23 protein-coding genes are annotated in these 22,676 nt (G+C 56.3%); 15 read left to right on the forward strand and 8 right to left on the reverse strand.

Translation table 11 applies throughout. From position 1 onward, the window contains the following. Positions 1–74 precede the first annotated feature (74 nt). On the forward strand, positions 75–1,514 hold the full coding sequence (locus tag ACJYUO_RS11120) for a hypothetical protein (protein ID WP_494345442.1): 1,440 nt from the start codon (positions 75–77) through the stop codon (positions 1,512–1,514). Between the two features lie 380 nt (positions 1,515–1,894). Here ACJYUO_RS11120 and ACJYUO_RS11125 read toward each other — a convergent pair whose 3' ends face one another. Then, positions 1,895–2,548 (reverse strand): MntP/YtaF family protein, encoded by a 654-nt coding sequence (locus ACJYUO_RS11125; RefSeq protein WP_494345443.1) that lies wholly within the window; start codon positions 2,546–2,548, stop codon positions 1,895–1,897. 845 nt (positions 2,549–3,393) lie between these two features. Here ACJYUO_RS11125 and ACJYUO_RS11130 point away from each other — a divergent pair. Continuing rightward, positions 3,394–6,282: a phage tail protein gene (locus ACJYUO_RS11130; protein WP_494345444.1), complete on the forward strand. Its 2,889-nt coding sequence runs from the start codon at positions 3,394–3,396 to the stop codon at positions 6,280–6,282. A gap of 432 nt (positions 6,283–6,714) precedes the next feature. Here ACJYUO_RS11130 and ACJYUO_RS11135 read toward each other — a convergent pair whose 3' ends face one another. The 3 genes from ACJYUO_RS11135 to ACJYUO_RS11145 form a co-directional block, all read right to left on the reverse strand. Next, complete coding sequence (locus ACJYUO_RS11135; RefSeq protein ID WP_494345445.1) at positions 6,715–7,071, reverse strand: hypothetical protein; 357 nt, start codon at positions 7,069–7,071, stop codon at positions 6,715–6,717. 381 nt (positions 7,072–7,452) lie between these two features. Beyond that, complete coding sequence (locus tag ACJYUO_RS11140) at positions 7,453–7,677, reverse strand: hypothetical protein (RefSeq protein WP_494345446.1); 225 nt, start codon at positions 7,675–7,677, stop codon at positions 7,453–7,455. Between the two features lie 89 nt (positions 7,678–7,766). Further along, the gene (locus ACJYUO_RS11145; RefSeq protein ID WP_494345447.1) at positions 7,767–8,147 is read right to left on the reverse strand and encodes a hypothetical protein; all 381 of its coding nucleotides are present in this window, start codon (positions 8,145–8,147) and stop codon (positions 7,767–7,769) included. Positions 8,148–8,515: 368 nt separating this feature from the next. On the opposite strand from ACJYUO_RS11145, the gene ACJYUO_RS11150 reads away from it, so the two are divergent. The 5 genes from ACJYUO_RS11150 to ACJYUO_RS11170 all read left to right on the forward strand — a co-directional run bounded on the left by ACJYUO_RS11150 (position 8,516) and on the right by ACJYUO_RS11170 (position 10,619). Beyond that, positions 8,516–8,854: a hypothetical protein gene (locus ACJYUO_RS11150; protein ID WP_494345448.1), complete on the forward strand. Its 339-nt coding sequence runs from the start codon at positions 8,516–8,518 to the stop codon at positions 8,852–8,854. Continuing rightward, positions 8,851–9,600, forward strand: a complete 750-nt coding sequence (locus ACJYUO_RS11155; protein ID WP_494345449.1) for a hypothetical protein — start codon at positions 8,851–8,853, stop codon at positions 9,598–9,600. Before ACJYUO_RS11150 ends, ACJYUO_RS11155 begins: the two co-directional genes overlap by 4 nt. Before the next feature lie 134 nt (positions 9,601–9,734). Beyond that, on the forward strand, positions 9,735–10,025 hold the full coding sequence (locus ACJYUO_RS11160) for a hypothetical protein (protein WP_494345450.1): 291 nt from the start codon (positions 9,735–9,737) through the stop codon (positions 10,023–10,025). Next, on the forward strand, positions 10,018–10,392 hold the full coding sequence (locus ACJYUO_RS11165) for a hypothetical protein (RefSeq protein ID WP_494345451.1): 375 nt from the start codon (positions 10,018–10,020) through the stop codon (positions 10,390–10,392). Before ACJYUO_RS11160 ends, ACJYUO_RS11165 begins: the two co-directional genes overlap by 8 nt. Beyond that, positions 10,392–10,619 (forward strand): hypothetical protein, encoded by a 228-nt coding sequence (locus ACJYUO_RS11170; protein ID WP_494345452.1) that lies wholly within the window; start codon positions 10,392–10,394, stop codon positions 10,617–10,619. Before ACJYUO_RS11165 ends, ACJYUO_RS11170 begins: the two co-directional genes overlap by 1 nt. An 8-nt stretch (positions 10,620–10,627) precedes the next feature. On the opposite strand, the gene ACJYUO_RS11175 is transcribed toward ACJYUO_RS11170, so the two are convergent. Together ACJYUO_RS11175 and ACJYUO_RS11180 are read right to left on the reverse strand one after the other, a co-directional pair. Beyond that, entirely contained in the window at positions 10,628–11,419 is a 792-nt protein-coding gene (locus ACJYUO_RS11175) for a hypothetical protein (protein WP_494345453.1), read from the reverse strand. Positions 11,420–11,538: 119 nt separating this feature from the next. Further along, positions 11,539–12,012: a hypothetical protein gene (locus ACJYUO_RS11180; RefSeq protein WP_494345454.1), complete on the reverse strand. Its 474-nt coding sequence runs from the start codon at positions 12,010–12,012 to the stop codon at positions 11,539–11,541. A gap of 468 nt (positions 12,013–12,480) precedes the next feature. On the opposite strand from ACJYUO_RS11180, the gene ACJYUO_RS11185 reads away from it, so the two are divergent. The 6 genes from ACJYUO_RS11185 (at position 12,481) to ACJYUO_RS11210 (ending at position 18,695) form a co-directional block, all read left to right on the forward strand. Further along, on the forward strand, positions 12,481–12,687 hold the full coding sequence (locus ACJYUO_RS11185; RefSeq protein WP_006432697.1) for a hypothetical protein: 207 nt from the start codon (positions 12,481–12,483) through the stop codon (positions 12,685–12,687). Positions 12,688–12,787: 100 nt separating this feature from the next. Further along, on the forward strand, positions 12,788–13,225 hold the full coding sequence (locus ACJYUO_RS11190) for an RNA-binding protein (RefSeq protein WP_494345455.1): 438 nt from the start codon (positions 12,788–12,790) through the stop codon (positions 13,223–13,225). A 135-nt stretch (positions 13,226–13,360) separates the two neighbouring features. Further along, positions 13,361–13,993, forward strand: coding sequence for a TetR/AcrR family transcriptional regulator (locus ACJYUO_RS11195; RefSeq protein ID WP_494345456.1), 633 nt, complete (start codon positions 13,361–13,363; stop codon positions 13,991–13,993). Then, complete coding sequence (locus tag ACJYUO_RS11200) at positions 13,990–15,426, forward strand: MATE family efflux transporter (RefSeq protein ID WP_494345457.1); 1,437 nt, start codon at positions 13,990–13,992, stop codon at positions 15,424–15,426. The genes ACJYUO_RS11195 and ACJYUO_RS11200 overlap by 4 nt, the downstream gene beginning before the upstream one ends. A gap of 170 nt (positions 15,427–15,596) precedes the next feature. Next, positions 15,597–16,835, forward strand: coding sequence for a cation:proton antiporter (locus tag ACJYUO_RS11205; protein WP_494345458.1), 1,239 nt, complete (start codon positions 15,597–15,599; stop codon positions 16,833–16,835). 99 nt (positions 16,836–16,934) lie between these two features. Continuing rightward, positions 16,935–18,695, forward strand: a complete 1,761-nt coding sequence (locus ACJYUO_RS11210) for a YcaO-like family protein (RefSeq protein ID WP_494345459.1) — start codon at positions 16,935–16,937, stop codon at positions 18,693–18,695. A gap of 108 nt (positions 18,696–18,803) precedes the next feature. Here ACJYUO_RS11210 and ACJYUO_RS11215 read toward each other — a convergent pair whose 3' ends face one another. Continuing rightward, positions 18,804–19,289, reverse strand: coding sequence for a hypothetical protein (locus ACJYUO_RS11215; RefSeq protein ID WP_494345985.1), 486 nt, complete (start codon positions 19,287–19,289; stop codon positions 18,804–18,806). Positions 19,290–19,439: 150 nt separating this feature from the next. Here ACJYUO_RS11215 and ACJYUO_RS11220 point away from each other — a divergent pair, with 150 nt between their 5' ends. Both ACJYUO_RS11220 and cmk read left to right on the forward strand, forming a co-directional pair. Then, positions 19,440–19,970, forward strand: a complete 531-nt coding sequence (locus ACJYUO_RS11220) for a cupin domain-containing protein (RefSeq protein WP_494345460.1) — start codon at positions 19,440–19,442, stop codon at positions 19,968–19,970. A gap of 128 nt (positions 19,971–20,098) precedes the next feature. Further along, positions 20,099–20,710 carry a (d)CMP kinase gene (gene cmk / locus ACJYUO_RS11225; protein WP_494345461.1) on the forward strand — a complete coding sequence of 204 codons (612 nt, stop codon included), beginning with the start codon at positions 20,099–20,101 and terminating at the stop codon, positions 20,708–20,710. A gap of 4 nt (positions 20,711–20,714) precedes the next feature. Here the strand turns inward: cmk and guaB are convergent, their stop codons facing one another. Then, on the reverse strand, positions 20,715–22,217 hold the full coding sequence (gene guaB, locus ACJYUO_RS11230) for an IMP dehydrogenase (RefSeq protein ID WP_494345462.1): 1,503 nt from the start codon (positions 22,215–22,217) through the stop codon (positions 20,715–20,717). Positions 22,218–22,676 lie beyond the last annotated feature (459 nt).

Here is a 22,676-nt window from a genome sequence, read left to right on the forward strand (position 1 = left end):
GGTGGGAAGGATTGACATGGGGATTGATGGTCCCCATGACGGATGTCAGCTATCAGATCTTCTGGAGTTGATCGATGAGCTTCACTCATAATTTGGGGACAACTGCTGATAAATATTCTGGTCATTCAGATACGGATGTAAACAACCTAACCCGGACACTCAGGGAAGATAACCTCACTCCGTGCGTGCGATACGGATATCTGGATGATGGAGACTTCCAGCAGGAGTATCAATTACGTCCACTCGATGAATCACCGCCGGAAAATACGAGCTTCGCAAGTCCGGGCATCTACTTCATCACTGAAGAGGAGAGGGAACAGCTGGCGAATGGCTCACCTCCGAAGAATATTCAGGGAGACTGCCGCCGAGAAAACCGAGTGGTCTACTCCGTCGTTGCGGAGAGTGATGCCCTCGAGCGCGGAATCCCGGCTACTGATGTAGCGGAATGGCTGATCGAGTTCGTTACTGAGTGGATTGGCGTAGATGACTATGAGTTATATTTCTCAGGAAATCGTTCCCTGCACATCCATACTCGAGCGTTCGTCACTGGCGATGGATGGCGGGCGATGAAAGAGTTGGCTGAGGAATATAATCAGGAGATCGATGCGGCTTTGGATACGAGTATCTACAAAGCGAAAGCCCAGTTCCGGCTTCCCGGTATCGAACACAGCAAGACCGGGCTGCCAAAGATTCGCATTGACGAAACCGATGATCGCCAGGAGATCATCAACAAGGCCTCCTCTTTCAGTAGTATAGAGAGAGAATACCATTATGTTGCAAGGATTCCCGGTACAGACTCTCTATTCCGCGAAATTGAGAGGGGGATGGTTCACCCCTATATAAAAGAAAATTCGGCGTTGGATGATCCGATCACAGTCAAACCGTTCTCCCCATACGCACTAACTGGTGACGGCAATCGCTCTGTCTGCATTTTCAAACAGACCGGAGAGGTCTTCGAACACGACGAGACTCATTACATCTCCTGCCACATTCTCCAAGCTGTCGGGGGCGATGAGTCCTTCACACGGGAGAATAGCGAGTGCAAAATCCAACTCTCTGATCCAGACGCTCGGAAATGGGAGTTCGCTGAAGGCGACTACGGCGTTATCATCGGTGGCCGGAGCCGGAAGTCCCGTCTGCTACATATTGATCAAGACGATGCGAGCCTCCTCAAGCAGATACTGAAACAGCAGGGTCGGAAGTCAACGCTCGAGACACTCGATCACTTGGGATTCGATATCGGTGATAGTGGCAGAATCACCGGAAACTACGGTAGTTCGGATAACGAGGTGAGAGATGCGATGAGGCTCCAGTGGAAGATCGAGCGCGGAGATGCTCCGCTCACCTACGAAAATCTTATCTCCGTGTCTTGCAGTCTCCTCCGCCGGAAGGGACGGGCAGCTACTCTCGAATGGATTCAGAAACAGATGGGTGACGATTTTGACCGCGAGATCTCCCGTAAGAACCTGAATCCGCTTATCGAAGCCTACTTCGATGACATCGATCCGCTGTGAGAAACCTATCTCAGTGAGCGCAACCGTTTTTAGCCCCACCCCCTGACCTGGTGCTGATGGTGGCCCGGAATGACGGTATGCTGTCCGCTTCGGTGGGATTCCCCACTACTCGAGGAGTTGGCGGTTCGTTCTGGTCCATCATCGGAGTCAAAATAAGCATGAGTAATAACAAATGCAAGAACTGCGGAAGTGCCGATAGAGTATGCAATCTCAGTTTCGATGAATGGGAAGGTGAGAGTCCACTATGCGCAAAGTGCGCACATTGGGCTTTTGAACGCAATTTAAATACTAATCAACGGCCAGCTTTTCGTACCGAATAACAGCTATACAGGGCGGGGTCCGGGTCAGATTTTATTTTCGCTTCTATGTTCCGTTTACAGTTAGTGGAAACAGCTGGTCGAGACATCTGAGTCATCGACGACCTCATTATACTGACTCCAGATCTCTTTGGGCGTGACTTCGTCGTCAATTTCTTCGATCAAAGCCTTGAGTGAGTAGTCTTCTCCATTGCTTTCAAGAATGCGATTGAAGTGTGCTTGAAAGAGATTCTCTATTTCACTAGAGGTAATCTCCTTTTGAAATTTCTCATACCCACAATCTGTGCGGGGACATGACCAAGATATCACATCCTCGTTCATAGGCGATTGGCAGTTAGGACAGGTAGGATTCTCTTCTACTGATATCTCCAAAAGTTTGCCAGATGAGAGGGCTGCTGTGCCTTTCCATACAAGACCGTTCTTTTGGATACATCCCTGAATAGAGCCGACATCACTGACTGAATCTATTTCTGTTTCCGTCGACCTCTTCACTGGTTCCGTACCTTTTGCTTCGTATCTTCCTCGAATCCACCAGCCGACGATGAAACCTAAGAGAGTGAGTCCAATAGGGCGACCCCACGTACTGATCCAGTCTATTGGAAGCCAACCAAGGAACCCGCTGATCAGATCTGGGTAAAAATCCGCTGCGCTCGGTATGCCGATCAGAAAGAGTGTGACAAGTAAGCTAATAAGAGCGATTACCTCTTTCCGATCCATTGGTTACCTGCATCAACTGAGCAGATATGTAATTGTCGATGACTGTATCTTTACCGTGATTTGAGTACCAGTAGAGCGATACCGATTGTACCAGGAATAGCTCCGAAGACGAACAGGCCCACTCCACACTCGAAGGTAGGTATCATTAGCTGATGTGAATAGTCGCCGATGAGGAAGCTCCATGCCACACCAGGGCAAGATTTGAGGAGAGGGAAGGCGGCTTCATTCCTCGCACTCGAAAGTGGGATTCCTACTTTGATCGCCATGAAGAGGGCCAGTGGTGCAAGGATCAGAAGTCTCCAATCGAACGAACGGCTCATCTTCTGGATAGTTATACAGTCTGTCGAGTTAAAATTCTTCTTAGGCGTCTATTCCTCTGATATCTCTTGAAGGACAAGTTCCTTCAGAATATCACCAAACCAATTAATAATTCCAAGAAGACAACTTATGATGCATAGAGCAAACTGAGTACCAGATATTAAACCCAAATACAGGGAAATAGATATGATAGACAAGACAAATATGGAAATAGTGGCGATGAGTAAAACCGATAATATGGCGACGAAACCCCGAAAATCTCTACGGGGGCTTAAATCTGCCGAACTGGATTTGTTCTCTCCTTCTTGGCCGCCTGACCTACTCAAGGAATCCGCGCCCTGCTAACGCAGAGACGCGGCTAAGGAAGGGTAGCTGGCTTGCCGAACGGCGAAGCCATTCCATGGTAACCAATTGGAGATTCTACCACTTAATGATATCGGGACCCACACTGATCTGTAGCCTTATTTCAGTCACATCACCGGAGTATTTTTCAGGCTCGATGAATTATAATAATATATACATGAACGGTGGACGGGTCGGATGCGAAAGAGGTGGGGAATTTGGTTAGTCTCCTTGGCGGCGGCTCGCAAAACGAGATTGAGATCGTAATCTCCGGGACTGCTCGGCCCCTCGAGCGCGCGTTGGATAAAGCGGAGAGAGGCCTTGCCGAGTTCAAAACGTCAGTGAAATCCATTGACACCACAGAAATTGAGGCTGATACAGATCCATTAGAGCGGGATCTACAGGAGGCAAAAGCACAGGTTGAGGCGTTCGATACTACCAGTGCTGACGTTCGTATTGATGCAGATACTGATCCACTCGACAGATCTCTATCAGAGGCAACCATCAAAGCAGAGGCCTTTGAACACTCCCTCGAGAGTATTGATGCTGGGAGTGCTATGGTTGGGCTTCGAGGAGTAGCAAGCTCAGCTGACGAAGCCGGGGACGAATTGGCCGAATCAGGGAGAAAGGCGATGATGGCTTCTGGTACTTTTGGAACTCTTTCCGCTTCCTCTGGTGCCTTATCTGCCTCCCTCACCACAACGAGTGTCAGTGCGGCAGGGCTGGGGGTGGCCCTTGGAACACTTCTTACGACTCTCCTCCCGCTTGCAGCGGTCGCCGGAACCCTTGTCACTGGTCTTGCTGGTGTTGCCGGGGCGTTTGGAGCAATGGGCGCAGGGGCTGTCTTAGCTGCTCAACAAGCTGGCTGGCTTGGAGATGAACTCCAGAATATGAAACAGGAGGTTGTCTCTCTCGTAGCCTCATGGGGCAAACAGTTCGCTCCACTACTCCGAGACGCCATTAGAGCGATTCCGAAGCTGGTGGCGAATGTCATTCAGGTTCTTGGTCCCTTAGATCAGTTCAAACAGGCAGCGAGGGACATCGGAGCGGAACTTATGGAACTCATCCCCCAACTTGTTGCCTTCGGAAAGCGGGTGGCTACTTGGGTTCTTCCGGCCGTCAAGCAGTTCTTCAACTTCCTGAACAGCGGAGGGATGCAGGGACTGAATAAGATGTTCCAGTTGACGAAGAAACTGGTTCCGAAGCTGGCCAGATTAGGTCAGTCAATCCTCGAGCTAATTCCCCCAGCCACCAGATTCGGAACACTGGTCCTGACCATTCTGATTCCGGCCTTAGATGGGTTCGTCAGGGGCCTCACGCTTCTGTTTCAGGCAGCAAATAGGGTCGCAGGAATGCTCGCACCTGTGGCCAACGCAGTGATGAATCTCGGGCAGAAGTTCGGAATCTCTGAAGGTCAGATCAAAGGGGCGACGATGGCGTTAGCCGGACTTGCCCCAATTCTACTTGGACTCGGTGGCCCTATCACGATGGCAATCGGACTGGTCGCCTCTCTGGGGCTGGCATGGGATAGAAATCTGTTCGGAATCCGTGACACCACTCAGCAGGTGATGGGGCTCGTGAAGAAAGCTATCAACGGTCTCATGCCGACGCTCACTGGTATCAAGAATTTCGCCACGCAAACCTGGAGCAAGATCAAGGAATCATGGGACAGTGACGTGGGTTCCATCTATACGAAGACCAAGAAGAAATTCAAGAAGGTCAAGAAGACTATTGAAAAAATCTTGAATGAGGTCTGGGGCAATGTGATCAAGCCGATCCTCACCCAAATTCAGAAGTTCTGGAGCCAGCACGGCGAGCAAATCCAGAGAATCGTCACGAAGGCATTCACGCTGGTTTCCACTGTGATCGGTAAAACGATGAATGGCATTCTCGATATCATTATGCCGATCCTCGAGACAATCCAAGCTGCGTGGAATAAGTGGGGTGATGAGATTAAAGTCGTCGTGGAGATGGCGATGGACATAATCACTACCGTCATCGGCGGCGCTCTGGATGCAATTGAGACTGCTATCGATATCGCTCTGGCTGCCATCAATGGGAACTGGTCTAAAGTCTGGGACGAGATCTGGGGCTTCATCAAACGCACTGTCACCAGAATCAAGAACCTAATTCAGAGAACCTTCAATCGCATCAAGGGTCTGATTAGCTCGGTCCTCTCGGGAATCAAGTCTACAGTCTCGAGAATTTGGAGTGGGATCAAATCCACCATTTCAGATACCCTGAACGGCATCAAGACCACGGTGACGAATATTTGGAATGGTGTCAAGACAACTATCACTGACGCTCTGAACTCGATCAAGTCCACGGTGACGGACGTGTGGAACGGAATCAAATCCACCGTGACGGATGCGATGAATAATGTCAAAACGACTATCACCGACGCATGGAACAATGTCAAAACGACGGTGGAGAACGCTATCTCTGATGTCGAAACAGCCGTCTCCAATGGCTTAGAGGATGTCAAAACGACCGTTACGAACAAGATTGACGATGTAAAGGGGATGTTCGATATTGACCTCCTCCAAGAAGGGAAAGACATGATCTCCTCATTCGCTGACGGTATCGAAGATAAAATTGGAGAAGTCAAAGATGCCGCCGGAAACGTAGCTGAAGCCGTCGATAAGAAGATGCCCGGTTCTGATGCGGAGGAAGGTCCTCTCTCAACGATTTCCGAGTGGGGTCCAACCCTTACTGGCATGTTTGCTGATGGCATCGAAAGCAATGCATCTGAAGTCGCTAATGCTGCGACGGAAGTAGCCAAATCTGCGAAGTCTCGTATTTCAGGTGCGAAAGGGCCCCTGAGTGATCTAACAGAGACAGCTATCTCGAGCCCCAATGCCACCATTGATTCGATTAAGGATGCTCAGATTTCAGATCCTGCCCAACAGGTTCAGAAGCCACGTGAGAGTGTGGGTGATCCGGTCACGGTCTCTCCAACCACCGATCAAGGGGTTAATATCAATATTGAGAAGATTGTTGCGAGTGGACGGCGTGAAGGTCGGGAAGCTGGCCAGGAACTGAAGAAAGCCCTTCAGAGTGAGAATCTGCCCTAATCCAATGTGTCCCGAATATCAGTGCGAGGGATGCGAGGAGTCTTTCGATTCTGAGCGTGCCCTTCATAACCATATTGGCAAAATCCATGATCCTCCTTGGCAGGACAGAAGCACACTCGAGGAGATGTATTCAGAGAACGGGCTAACTCCTACCGAGATAGCAAATCAGTTCGTGGTCTGCGAGGCCACCATCGTCCGGTGGTTACAGAAGCACGAACTCAAGAATGGTCCAGCACGACGACCAGCTGGATGGCCACTGGATGAGGAGCAAGAAGAAGCCCTCCTCGAGCGGATATCATTATCTGATCCAAAGAGGAGATAGCCCATCACGCCGATTTCTGCCCGGCTGAGTGGACGAGTGACAAATCCAAAACATTAATCCGATGGATTCCCCTTGGAATACTCGAATCCCTCAGAAACGGCGTGAGACGGTTATAAATCAAAGTGATGTTGCGAACGCCACGTACCATCTTCTTCTGCTTGTGGATCAGTGCCAAGATAGACTCCAAGATAAGGTGTTTCTGTGGAAAGTCGAATATCACAGTTATCATTTAAAGCGAATTTCCGCTTTCCATTCTCGTATTCCTCATATTCAGATGGCGTGACCCAGGCGTACGCATTTTTAGAGCAGTTTGGTTCTGTACACTTGAAGTCACCCGTAGGAACTACGGTATCTCTCTCTGTAGGTATGATAGCAGCCTTATATTTTTCATCACCATATGCAAGAGTTGGATTGGTAGTCCCTTTTCCAATCACTTCTGGCCCGTGTTCAAGACAACGGAGTAGCATTGACGAAGATACCATAATTTTCACAGTAAACATCCGGTCGTCTCTCAACTCGTGATAATTGCCGTCTTCGGAGCCATTTCTGCCCGGTTCACTTGCTGCGTGATCGGATCAAGCGATAGCCATGACTGATAGGACGTATCTGATTCCGCTATCTCAGAGCATGACTCACGCTAATTGTAGGAAGGATAGGAGGGGTGTCCCTCCTATACAATGCCGGTCAGTTTGAGCGGAGATATGCTCGCACGACTGGAAGCCACATTAAGTGGCTAATATGAGGATCAGTACTTCCGGGCTTCGAGCAAGCCAACTCTTTCGACCGGAACCACTGATTCTCACCAAAAATTATGATCTTCAAGAATAAAAATATATCGGCTGACTTATCTATTCTTCAGGGAGATTAAATTCGGGAAATGCCGCTCGGAGATCTGCTAAGTGTTCGTCGTGCCCTTTCTTCCGAAGTTCCTTTCGCATTTCGTCCCAATCGGTGACGGAGGCGAAACCCAACAAGTCGTATTGGCCCGGAGCCGTTCGCATATACACCATTTTCCCGGCGGGAGTCTCTCGAAGTTCTGCACCATCAGGGATCTCCTCTGCCATATCTGACATGATCTACTAGTACCTACGATATCCAACATGATTATTGCATGGCAGAATCTCAGGGCCAATACTTCAGAAAGAAATGTCAATGAAGTGGTTTATCTATCGTGGAGTGACTTCTTCCCCTCTGGAGTGATATAGTCCGTGGTCGATGGGAGTTCTTCGGCGAAATACTCCTCCTCGATCAGATCATAAATAGCGTCGAAGACCTGATCGGCCTGTCTCTCAAGTTTCTCAATGTCGGCATCGTCCGCTTCATATGCCTTCTGGAGTTCGACACCCTTCTTGGTGAGGAGGCCCTGAATCGCATCTAATTCGTCTGAATCGCCCTCTTCATGGATCAGCCAGCACTCTACAAGGAACTCACCAGCTGGTTCCCAAGTGATTGTCACTGTTTCGTCAATCTCCAGCCATTCGCATATCGCATCATAACTTGGATGACTCGCATCCCCTTCCGGAACCGGGTATTCTCCCTTCATGCATTATATTTATATCTGTTGACATAAAAGGCTCTTGGTAGTTTGAGATTTCAAAACGGTTGAGGGAGGGGAATATCCCTCCTCGCCGCGACACGCATCGAACCCAGAAACCTTGAGGAATTGGATTCCTTTGACCGCAGATTGGTGGGGGACTGAGATCCCACATATACCTATAAGGGATCAAACCATTTAAAATTTCTGGTAACAATTTGAGAAATAATGCAGAAATATCTCAGGCTCATCTCCCGATAAACGGGCGATTCATCATGTGAATCGTCGGAATCCCTGATATATGACCGCTGAGAATTAGACATAATTTTCCAAAATTCTACCCGAAAATATTAAATTGCTGGCTATATTATGTAGTAATGAAGATGAGACTAACAGAAATCGAAGGCGTTGGCGAAGAAAAAGCCTCGAGTCTACGACAGCATGGCTACGAATATGCAGAGGATGTGGCGTTCGCAAATCTCCTCTACTTCGATCAGATACCCAACACCTCCCGCGACCTAATTCGGAATGCGCAGGAGCTTCTCGATACAAGTGATTTTGTCAATGTTTCTATGGACCGACCGTTACTCAATCAGGATTTAGTCGGTCGGTACTACTGCGAAAACTGCGGTAAAAGTTTCTCAGGAACTCAAGCACAGATGAATATCGATCCAGATTATCATCATTGCCGAACTGATGAAGGGGCTGTAAAATGAGTTCTGACGATGAGTCCATTGAGGAACTCCGAGAGAGAATCCAGTGGTATAGGGACAGGTGCTGGCATTCTGCCGCTGATGAACTCGAGTCTGAGATCACTGCGAGGAGAGAAGCCAAACTCGAACAGAGTGCAGAACTCAAGGCCCGCCATACGATTGCCTCTGACTCTCCGAATGACGCATACCTGGTCCATGGTATCGCTCTTGGTCCCGGTGACGTGACCAATGGCAAGGAGGGGAAGAAGCTGTGGCCCGAGGAGACTCTCAAGGAGGCTGCGGATTCACTTGAAGGCCGCTCGCTTGTGAGAGATCACATTAACTCAACAGTCGGGAATGTTGGGGAGGTCATCGATGCGAAATACAAGGAGGGCGTGGGCGTTCTGTTCGAAGCTGAATTGGACAGCGAAGAATTAGCTGATAAAATTGAGAAAGGCCGTCTCGATGTCTCTGCTCGAATCAAACACCTTCCTAAAGAGGAGTTGGATAAGGATGCTGAGACAGATGCGTATATCGTTGAATCGCCAGCTGTCTTCGATAATCTGTCTCTGGTGAATAAGGGGGCCTCCCCTTCAAACGAAGTCCAGCTTGGTGCGGCAACGGCAATGTCGGCAGCGGAACTCCAAGCAGAATTTGATGCAGAATCAGATGATCTCCTCGAGCGTGCTGATTACTGGAGAGACAGAGGAGAGTTTGGTACAGCTATCGACTACCTTCAACAGGAAATTGACAGGCTCATTGATGAGTGAGTCCACCGAACACAACAGTCCGGAGCCTGAGGATCTCTTTGAGCGTGTACAATACTTTTGCCAGCGAGGCGAGCGGAAGAAGGCCCTCGAATGTATTGATGAGATGTTAGGAGAAAGCAATGTGGAGGAGAACAATGAGTGACGCCGACGAGGAAGTTCCCGAAGATATCCGCAAAATCGCTCGAGGCGAAGATCCCACACCCATCAACCCGCTATCAGCTGAAATCCTTTGCGTTCTCAAAGATGTACAGAAGTATACCTCAAGGATTCTTGATGTTGATGATTCGATGGTGCCAACGGCGGAAGCATACAATCTTGAGGAAATGCGAGAGCGTAAAGAGTTCTATGAGCGGATGGGATGGTACGAGTCGGCGGAATATCTCGAGAATGTAATCGAAGAAATTGAGGAGGAGAAAGATGAGTAATTCCCCATACCACCGTAGATCTATCCGCCGTCTCGGGTCTGAGGTCATTGTCCGAAACTTCGCTAACGAGAACCCAGACGATACCGATAAATATGGAGATCCGAATCAGGTGTCGTCGTCAGAAGTGGAGTCTCATGCAGTGGTCCAAGCCGCTCAGAGACCGGAGCAAATAGACAGTGCGTCGGGTGAACGAACTCAATACGATGTACGCATGTTCTTGCCCGATACGATTGATATCCATGAAGCCGACGAAGACCATATTCAGGGGACTGAAATAGAAGTCGTTGGCACCGGCAGGATCTACAGAGTGTATGCGACTATCCCTGATAATCAGGGGGTCGTAGTGGCCGACTGTGAGGAGATATAATGAGTGACGTTTCTAATCTCTCTGTTGAAGAACTCGAGGCGATCAAAGATACGGTTGAGCAGGAACTCGAGCAAAAGAGAGATACGGATTTCAATGCTAACGCCAGCATCCTCGAACTTCTCAAGCGGCAAGACTTCTATCGAAAGGTTGGCTGGGATGCTCCGAAGGAAGTCGTTGTTGAGGAATCTGCTGCCCTGATGGATCTGCCAGAAGAAGTCGAGCGATAAGTCAATGCTCAATTTGAGTTGTGCACTAACTCCACTGAATCGTCATTGCCTCCGTTCTCCTCACCGCCTTCATCATCACTTTCATCGTTTGAATCGGCATTGCTCAGCTCAGCTGCCATTCCTTTGGCTCCGGATTCGATGATCGCATAGATTGCCTCGAAGTAAGTCCTATTTGTCCGGTATGAGTACCGTTTGAATTGGATAATCAGTTGGATAGGTTTCCGTAACAAGATCCATTGATAGATTTTCCTGAGAGCCGTTATCACTCGATCTACATCCAACCATTTGAAATAGAGACCAAAAATAGTGATTCCGGTAACGAATCCCGCTGCACTGGCAACACCAACCGCAGAAAAGAGAAGATAAATGCCTGATGTAAAGAAAATATCTGCATCTGAGTTTATAAAGGGATCTGTTGGTATTCGATCTGCGGCAAGGAATACGGTGATTGGTGCAAGGGCCATCAAGAAGAGAGCGATTATGGGGTCTGAATGAGTTATGATCCAATAACGGCTTTGGTTCGTCTTCTCTGTCACCCATCGTAGAAATTTGATGAGCGGAATCAGTACAACGAGTGTAAGTGAGAGCGCTAAGACTCTTGAAACTACGAATGATCGTATCATCTCCTCTTCTGGTGATGGTATTAGCTCTGAAGAGATCACCAGAATAAGCGGGAAGACGATCAGGAGTATCCCAAAAGTGAACGCAAAAAGTGACGCCCAGAGGGCATTCATCGCTGCCGACTGTAGATCATCAAGATCAACCCGGAAATAGTCGAATAGCCTCTTTGTATCGGCCATATATCAATATCTGAAAATCAGTATTACTGTTACATTATTAATATTGTCGCTGCCACACTGAAAGTATAATATGTAGTCTCAGGTGTTCTATGCGTAGAAATCAGAGAAGACTCACTTATCTAATCAATCGACTGGATTATCCAATCCGCCGCAGCAAGGTAGTAGACGGGCTCAAGAAGAACTGAATACTCGTCGGGTGTCGCTGCCGATAACATCGTCAACATGAGGGCAATGGCGACGACTTGCTGTTGCTCAGAGAGCTTTGTTTTAAAGAAGAGGCTGGCGAAGAAGAAGTTCAATCTCAGGAGATCTATCTCTTCTGGACTGTCCTTTGACTCTGGAAGCCCCTCTGTGGAGACCGTTTCAGGAAGTGTAAGATAGAGATATTCACCACCCCATTTAATCCTAAACGTCTCTCCTGCGAATGAGAATCGAATAGAACCTTGTTTAATATCATCTGATTCACTTCTCTTTAGAAGAGGCTCTAATGCCCTAACATCGATGACCGACTCAATCTCATCTACATTAGACAGATATTCCACGAATGCCTCGATGGTTTGTTCGTTGTACTTGATCTGCCGAGTGACGGTCATCACTCGAGATTCGTGTCACCTACCTAAGAACGTTTTTCATAAAAGACAGTACAAGTAGAGGACCCATTGGTACGACAAAATCTGAGCCATTTCTAAATCCGGTCAGCCAGGCAATCCTATCGACCTGAACCTACTCGTTTAAAAAAATTCCATCGGCTCGAGGACATCCGTGATGTGTGTAGGTTCATCATGCTCCAACGCCCTTCAGGTTCTGATCGTCTCGAGCCCAAGGGATTCGTAGCTTCTGATCGCTTAGATAGAGAGATTTTGGAAGGGGGGACCTTCGTGTATCTTCCCCTACACTCAACGCCTCTAATACCCTGCTCCTCGGGGCTCTGGGTACACCAGAAGGATCTTTGGGGAGAACGCCGTAGATTAGTCTGAACACTGTCTGAGTCTTCTTGAAGCCTTCAATAACGATACGTCCAAATCAGTCCCTTTTTACACGCAGACGGGGAACGACAGGCTATGAGCTTCGAGGAAGACGATCGCGTCGTCCTGCACGACGAGCACAGCGAGTTCGACGGCGAAACCGGTACCGTCTCCCAGACGATGGAGTCGATGTTCGGCGACGTCACCTACACCATCAGCTTCGAGGACGGCCAAGAGGCCGGCGTTCCCGAGGACGACCTCGAGGCGGCCGACGAGGCCGACGCCGAAGACGACGAGGAATAACCCCGCTCACGGGCCGGTTCTGTCGGGTCCGCTCGCCCACTGTCATCACACCGGACCGACACCACTGCGCCCGCAGACCACATTACACTTCGAATCGCAGATGCCACAGATCCCGCTTCACTACGTCGATTTACGGACGTTTTGCTACGCCACCGAGGACGAAAAGCGCGTCGAGGAGGCGCTTCGGACCTTCCTCCCCGAGGAGTTCGAGATCGAGCGCGCCGAGAGCGAGGGCCACTACGGCGACCGCATCCTCGTCCTCTCGGCCCGCGTCGAGAACGCCGACGACGTTCGCCACGTCCTCTCGCGGCTGGCCGACCTCGAGTCCTTCGACGCGTTGATCGACGAACTCGACGAGCGGGTCACCGAGAACACGGAACTGTTCCTGCGACTCGACAAACAGGCCGCCTTTGCGGGCGACGTTCGCCTCGGTGCCGGCATCACCTTCCGCGGGAAAGTCGAGGCCTATCCCGCGAAAAAGGAACAGGCCGTCGAGAACGCTGAAGAGGTCCTCGAGCGACTGCGCAAACAGGACTGACTCGCGGTCTCGCTTCTCGCCCTCTCGCCCTCTGGTTTTCGAGCGACGACTGCTTACTATCAGACCGAACACGACCCTCCGGTTGCGAAGCGCTTTTGACTGGCCAGTCAGTAAGCCAGTATAGGACCATTCTGAATGACGGACGAGACGAGAGACGATCTTATGGAGGCGACGTATCGAGCGCTCTGCAAACACGGGTACGCGGAGCTGACAATGCAAGATATCGCCGAGGAATCGACCAAGAGCAAGGGCACGCTGCACTACCACTTCGAGGGCAAGGGGGACCTCCTCGAGTCGTTTCTGGAGTATCTACTGGACCGATTCGAGGAGCGGACCCAGACGGTTCCCGGCGAGACGCCGGCCGAACGACTCCACGAGTTTCTCGACGAACTCCTGACGCCATCGGACGACGACTCCGCCGAGGAGTTCCGCACGGCCATCCTCGAGATCAAGGCCCAAGCGCCGTACAACGAGGCCTATCAGGACCAACTGAGCGAGTTCGATAGCGCGCTCCACGATCGGATCGCCAGCCTCGTCGCGGACGGCCTCGAGTCGGGCGAGTTCCGCGAGGGCGTCGACCCCGACGAGACGGCCGACTTCCTCGTGACGGTGTTCCACGGCGCACAGACCCGGGCTGTGGCCGTCGATCGATCGCCCGAGCGAACGAAGCGGTACGTCCACGACTACATCGACGACACGTTGCGGGCGAACGCGACGGACGACGATTCGGAGACATCGACCCGGGATCTCACGGAGGCCAGTGAATGAGCCTGTTAGACCGGATCTCCGGTCTGTTCAAGGGCCGCGAGGAGTTCGACCTGACGGAGGGCGACATTGCGAAGCCGCTGTTCTACCTGTCGCTGCCGATCATCGTGACGAACCTGTTGCAGACGGCCTACAACCTCATCGACACGTTCTGGCTGGGCCAGTACAGCACCGAAGCGCTCGCAGCGATCAGCTTCGCGTTCCCGATGGTCTTCCTGCTCATCTCGGTCGGGATGGGGTTATCGGTCGCCGGGAGCGTCCTCGTCGCCCAACACATCGGTGCGGACGAGGAGAGCGAGGCTGAGTACGCCGCCTCCCAGACGGTGGCCCTGTCGCTGCTCGGGGCGGTGCTCCTCGGCCTCGTCGGTTTCGCCTTCGTCGAGGAACTGCTGGGTCTGCTCGGGGCGTCGCCGGACGTGTTGCCGCTGGCGACCGACTACATGCAAGTCATCTCGCTGGGAATGGCCTTCATGTTCGGCTTCTTCGTCTTCATCGCGCTCATGCGCGGCTACGGCGATACGATCACACCGATGCTCGTGATGTTCGGCTCGGTGGTCCTCAACGTGATTCTCGACCCGTTCCTGATCTTTGGCTGGGGGCCGTTCCCCGAACTCGGGATCGAGGGCGCGGCGATCGCGACGGTCTTCTCCCGCGCACTCGCACTCGTCGTCGGACTCGCGATCATGTTCCGCGGGACGCGGGGCGTTCGAATCCGGCTCGGGCAGATGCGGCCGGACCTTTCGTTCGCCAAGAAACTCGTTTCGATCGGCTTCCCGGCATCGATCGAGGGAATGGGTCGCGCGCTGTCGATCAACCTGTTGCTGGTGATCGTCGGTCTGTTCCCGACTTACGTCGTTGCAGCGTACGGGATCGGCACCCGGGTCTTCTCGGTCATCTTCCTCCCGGCGATCGCGGTAGCCCGCGGCGTCGAGACGATGACCGGACAGAACGTCGGCGCGGACAAACCCGACCGCGCGGAAGCCGCCGCCGACTTCGCGGCCAAAACCATGTTCGTCATTCTCGGCGCGCTCGGCGTTGTAGCGTGGCTCGCCGCGGAGCCGATTACCGCCGCCTTCACCGACGACCCCGAAGTCATCGAGGTCGGCGTCACGTTCCTCCGGTACGTCGCACCTTCCTTCGGCTTCATCGGCGTCATGCGGGCCTACAACGGCAGCTTCCGGGGCACCGGCAAGACGCTCACCGCCGCCGCGATCGTCCTCGTGACCTACGCGGTCGTCCGGCTCCCGATCGCGTACGGCCTCTCGCAGACGACGATGGAGTACCGCGGCATCTGGGTCGCCTTCGCCGCCTCGAACGTCGTCGGCGCGGGACTCGCCTACGCCTGGTACCGCCGAGGAACCTGGCGCAGCGCCGACGTGACCGACGACCCGGCGACACCGGGGATCGGCGAACCGGACGCGAGCACCGACGACTGAAGACGACAGTCGCGCCAATAGCTGCGGTAGCCACGCCAGTAAAGTGCCTCTGAGGCGACGTATTCGATCGACCCAACACGATGGAACGGACAGAGACGAGCGACTGTCAGCGGGGAAACGGTCGCGTACAGCGGCGCAACTACCCGATTCGCGGCGCGCGGTGGTGATCGATGGTCGAAACCGTCTCGATCGATATCCTGAGTCTCCTGCTCGTCCTCTCGGTCGCGTGGGTGTTCGGCGCGGTCGCCGAGCGCTTTGGCTACCCGACGATGATGGGGGAACTGTTCGCCGGCATCGCCTTCGGACCCGCGTTGCTCGGGCTCTTACACCCCTCGGAACTGCTCTCGGTGCTGTCCGAACTCGGCGTCTTCCTCCTGATGGTCTACGTCGGGATGGAGGTCGATCTCCGGGAACTGTTCGAACTCGGCCCCCAGTCGCTGCTGATCGCCTTCGGAGCCTTCGTCATCCCGTTCGGCCTCGGCTACGCGGCCGGCGTCTGGCTCGAGGTCTCCGTCGGCGCGGCGCTGTTCCTCGGACTGGCCATGGCCGCCACGTCGCTGGCGACGAAGTCCCGGATTCTGGCCGACCTCGAACTCCTCGACACCCGGATCGCGAACGTGTTACTCGGCGGCGCGCTCGCCTCGGACGTGGGGGTGCTCATCGCGTTCGCCGGCGTCGACAGCTACGTCACCGCGGGCGCGTTCGACCCAGCCGAACTCGGCGTGATCCTCCTGCAGGCGATCGGCTTTTTCGTGGTGACGCTCCTGCTCGGCTACCGCTTCTTGCCGGTCGCGTGGCGGTACATCGAACGCCAGCGCGAGCGGTACGGGTTCGTCGACCGGACCACCGCCTTCACCTTCGCGCTGCTCGTCTCCCTGCTGTTCGCCCACCTCGCGACGCTTGCGGACCTGCACATGATCATCGGCGGCTTCATGGCGGGCATGTTCCTCCGGCAGGCAGACGTCGAGCCGGGGCTCTACGAGCACATGCACACGGTCATGTACGACCTCGCCATGGGGCTGTTCGCGCCCGTCTTCTTCGTCACGGTCGGCTTCCAGATCACGTTTGACGTGTTTTTCGACTCCTTTGCCGTGCTCGCCGGCCTGGTGGTCATCGCGTTCCTCGGCAAAATCATCGGCTCGTGGCTGTTCTCGCTCCCGACCTCGCTGACCTCTCGCGAGGGTCTCGTCGTCGGCTTCGGCATGAACGGCCGCGGAACCGTCGAGATCATCATCGCGCAGGTCGCCTACGAGGCCGGGGTCATCGGCGCGGAAATGTTCTCGATCCTCGTCTTCATCGCGATCTTTACCACTGCGCTCGTCCCCGTCACCGTCACCTGGGGCGTGCGCCTGCTCGAGGCGGCGGACGAACTCGTCTACGTCGATTCGGCGGCGACGACCGAGAACTGACTCACCGCCTCTCGCCTGCCGTTCTCTCCGCTCGCACCCGCTCGAGGCCCGCGGGCCTCGAGCGGGGCGTTTTTGCCGCCCGCGCCAGCAGGTAGGGGTATGCAAGTCCACGTCGTGGGTGACGACCCCGTCCGCGAGGCCGTCGTCACCGCGCTCGATGATGTCGACGTCGGCGTCCGCGACGCCAGTCCGGCGGACCTCGACGACGCTCGCTTCGCGGTCGTCAGCGACGTCGCCGGATCGCCGACGTTCGAGCGGGCGAACGAGGCCGCCCGAACCGGCGGCACGCCCTGGGTCGCCGTCGAGATCGGCGGCGTCGGCGGCCAGCCGCTCCCGACCGTCGACGCGGCAGTCTCCGGATTCGCGCCTGCAACGGGCTGTTTCGACTGTCTGCGCGCCCGCGTCGCGTCGAACCTCGAGGAGCGAGCCGACGGCCCACAGGCCGATCGCGCCGCGGCCCGACTCGCCGGTGCGATCGCGGGCCGGGAGTGCGTGCGCATCTTCTCGGGCGACGAGGACTCGATTATGGGACACACGCTCGAGGTGCCACACACCCGGCGGGAGCTCCTGCCGGTCCCCGGCTGTGCGTGTGCGGGGGGCGACCGGGACCGCACGCTCGAGCGCGACGACGAGACGCTCGCCCTCGATGCCGCCGTCGAACGCGCCGAGCGGGCGATCGACGACCGCGTCGGCCCGATAGCGAGCATCGGTGAAATCGAGTCGTTCCCGGCCCCCTACTACCTGTCGACGGTCGCGGACACGAGCGCGTACAGCGACGCGAGCGCGCCAAGACAGGCCGCCGGCGTCGCCACTGACTGGAACGCCGCGCTGATGAAGGCCGTCGGCGAGGGCCTCGAGCGCTACTGCGCCGGCGTCTACCGCGAGGACGATTTCGTTCGCGCGAGCGAAGCCGACCTCGAGAGCGCAGTCGCTCCGACGGCTCTCGTCCGACCGGACGACGCGCCAGCGTACGATGCCGACGATGACCACCGCTGGGTCCCGGGCGAAAATATCGCGACCGGCGAGTCGGTCCACCTGCCCGCTGCGGCGGTCCAGTTCCCCCAGCCCGGCGCGTCGCTGGTCCCGGCGATCACGACCGGGTTGGGGCTGGGTTCCTCGACCGTCGACGCGCTGGTCTCCGGACTGACGGAAGTGATCGAGCGCGACGCGACGATGCTCGCGTGGTACTCGACGTTCGACCCGCTCGGACTGTCGGTCGAGACGGCAGAATTCGACGCGCTCGAGCGCCGGGCCCGGAGCGAGGGGCTGTCCGTGACGCCGCTGCTGGTCACCCAAGATATCGACGTGCCCGTGGTCGCCGCGGCCGTCCACCGGGACCCCGACGCGCTCGCGGACGACCCGGTTTCGGCCGACGACGACGCGTGGCCGGCCTTCGCGGTCGGGTCGGCGGCCGGGCTCGACGCCGAAGCGGCCGCGGCCTCGGCGCTCGAGGAGGCGCTGCAAAACTGGATGGAACTGCGGAACCTCGGGCCGGACGAGGCCGACGACGCGGGCGGCGAAATCGGCGCGTACGCCTCGTTCCCCGCGCGAGCACGGGCGTTCGTCGACGCCGAGCGGACGGTTCCGGCGGCGAGCGTCGGCCCCGATCCCGTTCCGACGGGGGTCGAGGGGCTCGAGGCGCTGTGCTCGCGGACCGCCGACGCCGGGCTGATGCCGTACGCGGCGCGGTTGACGACCCGCGATATCGAGGCGATCGGCTTCGAAGCGGTTCGCGTGCTGGTCCCCGGCGCACAGCCGCTGTTTACCGGCGAGCCGTTCTTCGGCGAGCGGGCCCGGACCGTCCCGGCGGACCTCGGCTTCGAACCGCGCCTCGAGCGGGCGTTCCATCCCTACCCCTGACGGCCGGTACAGGCGACGGATCAACGGCGAAGATACCGTCGGCTTGGCGGAGTTGGATCGATAGAATCTGTCCTCGAGCGTCTCTTCCGGGTTCGGACTGGTGGGCCGTTAGCTCGTCGACTCGTTTGCTGTCTCGTCCGTCGGGTCGCTCGTCGTCTCGTTTAGGTCGGACGCGTTCGTCTCCGGATCGCCCGCTCCGGGCTCGCCGGTCGGACTCGCTTCGTCCGCTCCGTCTCCTCGATCAACGTCTAAAATCAGTTCCTCGTCGGTGAGTCGGACGGTGACGGCTTTGGTACTCGAGGTGATCGTGACTTCCTCGAACGTCTCCTCGTCGGTTTCCCGTGCGTATCTGGTCACGCGGAGGAGTTGCTCGGTCGCGTCGAGATGGGGCAACGACGCCGACTCGTTTGCCGTGACCGTGTAACTCTCGTCGTAGGTTTGGCGGTTCGTCCCGGTCTCGTAGGCCTCGAGCGTGAGGTCGTAGTGGCGATCGGATTCGCTGTGGACCTCGATGGGAACCAGCCCCTGAAAGCTGCCCTCATAGTGCTCTCGTAAGTTCTCGACACAGCCTGCGAGTCCCGCGACTGCGGTCACTCCGGCGGTTCGAAGTACCGTACGACGGTTCACGTGTGCTCCTCAGGGACCGACGACTGTAGGCGTTACTCTTCGCGGCGGCCCCACCGATCAGATTCTTCTGTGGTCCCCTCCCACGGGATTTTTGCTGGTGCGGTGATACGACATGGCATGGAGAAAGTCGCAATCGACGATGTCGGTATCGAAGTCAACCCCATGAACGTCCACTCTATCAGGCGGCCAATCTCGGACGCCCTCGGGTTCTCCGATTTCGCGATGAACTACTTCGAACTCGAGCCCGACGAGTCGTTTTCCGGCGGGATGCACACCCATCACGATCAGGAAGAGGTCTTCTATATTCAGGAGGGAACCGCGACCTTCGAGACGCGCGCGTCACAACCCGATGCGGACGACGCGAGCGGTGACGCCGCGAGCGAGGAGGTGAGAGAAATCACCGTCGAGTCCGGCGAGGTGATACGGTTCGAACCCGGCGACTTCCAGACCGGCTACAACGACACCGACGAGCAGGTCGTCGGCTTCGCGTTCGGCGCCCCCAAATCGAAACACGACTGGGACCAGATCGAGTCGCTGATCTACTGTCAGGACTGCGAGGAAGAGGTCGGCCACGGCCTCGCACTCACCGACGAGGGGAACTTCCGGCTGACCTGTACCGAGTGCGAGCACACGTTCGTCCCGTCGTAATGCGACTACGCGGGGCGTCGGGAGCCAGTCTCGGCCGGTCTCGCCACCCTGCGTAGCATCGGCTCGACCGCTGTCGGCGCTCATCGAGTAAGGGAAAATTGTTCACCCAGGATCGAGAGTGTCGACGTATGGCTACCCAAGACAGTTCGACCGTCGAGATCGACACGTCGCTTTTCATCACCGTCTCCGGCCCGCCCGGCTGTGGGGCGACGACGCTGTGTGAACAGCTCGCCGATGCGATCGGCTGTCCCTACGTCTCGGGCGGCGAGGTCTTTCGCGAACTCGCCGAGGACCGCGATATGAGTCTCAACCAGCTCATTGCCAAGGCCGACGAATCCGACGAGATCGACCGGGCCCTCGATCAGCGGCTCCAGCAGATCGCCGAAAAGTGGGGCATGTCGAACAAACCCTTCATCCTCGAGTCGCGGCTGGCGGGCTGGATCGCCGGCGAGCGCGCCGACCTGCGGCTCTGGCTCGACGCGCCGGAAGACGTCCGCCTCGAGCGGATCGACGACCGCATCGAGACTGAGGCCGAGATGCGGGTCCGCGAGGTCAGCGAGGCGGGTCGCTACGAGTCCTACTACGAGATCGACATCGACGATCGGGAGTTCTACGACCTCCACGTCAATACGGCCCGCTGGAGCAAGCACGCCGTGTTTACCATCGTCCGGGCCGCAATCGAGGAGTACGACCCCGAGATCGACGAGGGGGCGTTTCGAACGCCGCCGATGGACCCCTAAGAGATCACTCGCTGTCCGGCGAGTAGTTCGGCGCTTCGTCGGTGATGACGACGTCGTGGGCGTGACTCTCTGCCTGTCCGGCCGAGGAGACGCGAACGAACTCGCTGCGCTCTTTGAACCCGGGGATCGTCTCCGCGCCGACGTAGCCCATACCGGACTGCATCCCTCCCGCGAGCTGGTGGAGTTCGGACTTCAGCGTGCCCTTGTACGGCGTCGCGGCTTCGACGCCCTCGGGGACGTACTCGTCTTCCTCGTCGGGTTCGTCCTTGAGGTATCGGTCGCTGTCGCCCGATTTCATCGCACCGACCGATCCCATGCCGCGGTACTGCTTGTACTTCTTGCCGTTCATCGTGACGACGCGACCCGGCGCTTCGTCGGTGCCAGCGAAGTAGGAGCCGAGCATGACCGCGTCCGCGCCAGCGGCGACGGCCTTGATCGCGTCGCCGGAGTACCGGATGCCGCCGTCGGCGATCACCGGCACGTCGTGTTCGGCGGCCACGTCGGCGACCTGCGCGACGGCCGTGATCTGGGGCATGCCCGAGCCGGAGACGATGCGCGTGGTACAGATCGATCCCGGGCCGATGCCAACTTTGAGCCCGTCTGCAAACTCGACGAGGTCCTCGGCGGCCTCTCGAGTGCCGATGTTACCGACGACGACGTCGGCATCGACGGACTCCTTAATTTCGCGAGCGCCGTCGATGACGTTCAGGTTGTGCGCGTGTGCGGTGTCGATGAAGAGGACGTCCGCACCGGCCTCGTCTGCGGCTTCGGCGCGGTCCTGTTCGAAGGGGCTGACGGCAACGCCACAGCGCAGCCGACCATCCTCGTCGCGGACCGCCTCGCCGTACTCGCGACGCTGGAGAATGCCCTGCATGGTGACGAGGCCGACGAGCAGGTTCTCGTCGTCGACGACCGGCACGCGCTCGATCTTGTGCTCGTACATCAGGTCGAACGCCTCGCGGGCGTCGATGTCCTCGTGGGCCGTGATGACCTCGTCGGTCATCGCCTCGGTGACCGGGTCGTCCTCGTTGACCTCGAGGTGGGGTCGGATGTCCGTACTCGAGATGATCCCGAGGACCTCGCCGTTGGTGTTGACGACGGGTGCGCCGCCGACGCCCTGGTGGGCCATCCGTTCGTCGACCTCGCGGACCGACATCTCCGGATCGGCGGTGACGACCGAATCGAGGGGGATGATGAGTTCGTCCGCGCTCTTGACGCGGCCGATCTCCTCGACCATCTCGTCGATATTCATGTTGCGATGGAGCACACCGAGGCCACCGTGGCGGGCCATCGCGATCGCCATGTCGCTCTCGGTGACGGTGTCCATTGCCGCCGAAAGGATCGGTACCGAGACCTCGACGTTTTTCGAGACGCGGGACGTGAGGTCCGCATCGTCGGGTTCGACGCGGCTCTCCTTCGGGCGGAGAAGGACGTCGTCGAACGTTAGCGCTTCCGGTACCTGCAGTTTCGAAGAATAGGGCTCGTGCTCGGGAACGTCGTTCGCCATGTAAACCGTCCGGACCCCCGGGCAAAAAACGTTGCGAGATGAATCCGGTTGTGAACGGTTAACGGGGCCGGAAACGGCCGATTCGTCTAGTCTCGGTGGAACTCCGTCGACCGTGGTCCGATTCGGGTGCGGCTCCAGGGTCAGACGAGTCGGACTCGAGTTTCGGTATCGGCCTGCGCTGTCCCTATCTCGTTTTCGTTCGCGGGCGTGCGGTCGATCGCCGATACTCGAGGCAAACGCCACGACGGCTGCACACATCGCGTCCGGATCTGTACATTCCAGTACAGATCTGCCCGCTACTGGCGAAACGGTGACGGGTCGTGAAATCCTGTCTCACACAACGTTTATTGACGGTCCTCTCGTCTCTTTCGGTATGTACGCTGTGAGTGCAGCCGTCGCCCGAACCGCTGGCCGGACGAGTTTCGACTCCGCCGCTGCCCAGTTCGGGAATTTTACACC

Source organism: Natrinema sp. CRL1, assembly GCF_059162405.1.

Excerpts from the sequence above, each read along its gene's own strand:
- ACJYUO_RS11120 (WP_494345442.1), top strand. The coding sequence starts at position 75 with ATGAGCTTCACTCATAATTTGGGGACAACTGCTGATAAATATTCTGGT.
- ACJYUO_RS11125 (WP_494345443.1), bottom strand. The coding sequence starts at position 2,548 with ATGGATCGGAAAGAGGTAATCGCTCTTATTAGCTTACTTGTCACACTC.
- ACJYUO_RS11135 (WP_494345445.1), bottom strand. The coding sequence starts at position 7,071 with ATGCTACTCCGTTGTCTTGAACACGGGCCAGAAGTGATTGGAAAAGGG.
- ACJYUO_RS11140 (WP_494345446.1), bottom strand. The coding sequence starts at position 7,677 with ATGTCAGATATGGCAGAGGAGATCCCTGATGGTGCAGAACTTCGAGAG.
- ACJYUO_RS11145 (WP_494345447.1), bottom strand. The coding sequence starts at position 8,147 with ATGAAGGGAGAATACCCGGTTCCGGAAGGGGATGCGAGTCATCCAAGT.
- ACJYUO_RS11150 (WP_494345448.1), top strand. The coding sequence starts at position 8,516 with ATGAAGATGAGACTAACAGAAATCGAAGGCGTTGGCGAAGAAAAAGCC.
- ACJYUO_RS11155 (WP_494345449.1), top strand. The coding sequence starts at position 8,851 with ATGAGTTCTGACGATGAGTCCATTGAGGAACTCCGAGAGAGAATCCAG.
- ACJYUO_RS11160 (WP_494345450.1), top strand. The coding sequence starts at position 9,735 with ATGAGTGACGCCGACGAGGAAGTTCCCGAAGATATCCGCAAAATCGCT.
- ACJYUO_RS11165 (WP_494345451.1), top strand. The coding sequence starts at position 10,018 with ATGAGTAATTCCCCATACCACCGTAGATCTATCCGCCGTCTCGGGTCT.
- ACJYUO_RS11170 (WP_494345452.1), top strand. The coding sequence starts at position 10,392 with ATGAGTGACGTTTCTAATCTCTCTGTTGAAGAACTCGAGGCGATCAAA.
- ACJYUO_RS11175 (WP_494345453.1), bottom strand. The coding sequence starts at position 11,419 with ATGGCCGATACAAAGAGGCTATTCGACTATTTCCGGGTTGATCTTGAT.
- ACJYUO_RS11180 (WP_494345454.1), bottom strand. The coding sequence starts at position 12,012 with ATGACCGTCACTCGGCAGATCAAGTACAACGAACAAACCATCGAGGCA.
- ACJYUO_RS11185 (WP_006432697.1), top strand. The coding sequence starts at position 12,481 with ATGAGCTTCGAGGAAGACGATCGCGTCGTCCTGCACGACGAGCACAGC.
- ACJYUO_RS11190 (WP_494345455.1), top strand. The coding sequence starts at position 12,788 with ATGCCACAGATCCCGCTTCACTACGTCGATTTACGGACGTTTTGCTAC.
- ACJYUO_RS11195 (WP_494345456.1), top strand. The coding sequence starts at position 13,361 with ATGACGGACGAGACGAGAGACGATCTTATGGAGGCGACGTATCGAGCG.
- ACJYUO_RS11200 (WP_494345457.1), top strand. The coding sequence starts at position 13,990 with ATGAGCCTGTTAGACCGGATCTCCGGTCTGTTCAAGGGCCGCGAGGAG.
- ACJYUO_RS11205 (WP_494345458.1), top strand. The coding sequence starts at position 15,597 with ATGGTCGAAACCGTCTCGATCGATATCCTGAGTCTCCTGCTCGTCCTC.
- ACJYUO_RS11210 (WP_494345459.1), top strand. The coding sequence starts at position 16,935 with ATGCAAGTCCACGTCGTGGGTGACGACCCCGTCCGCGAGGCCGTCGTC.
- ACJYUO_RS11220 (WP_494345460.1), top strand. The coding sequence starts at position 19,440 with ATGGAGAAAGTCGCAATCGACGATGTCGGTATCGAAGTCAACCCCATG.
- cmk (WP_494345461.1), top strand. The coding sequence starts at position 20,099 with ATGGCTACCCAAGACAGTTCGACCGTCGAGATCGACACGTCGCTTTTC.
- guaB (WP_494345462.1), bottom strand. The coding sequence starts at position 22,217 with ATGGCGAACGACGTTCCCGAGCACGAGCCCTATTCTTCGAAACTGCAG.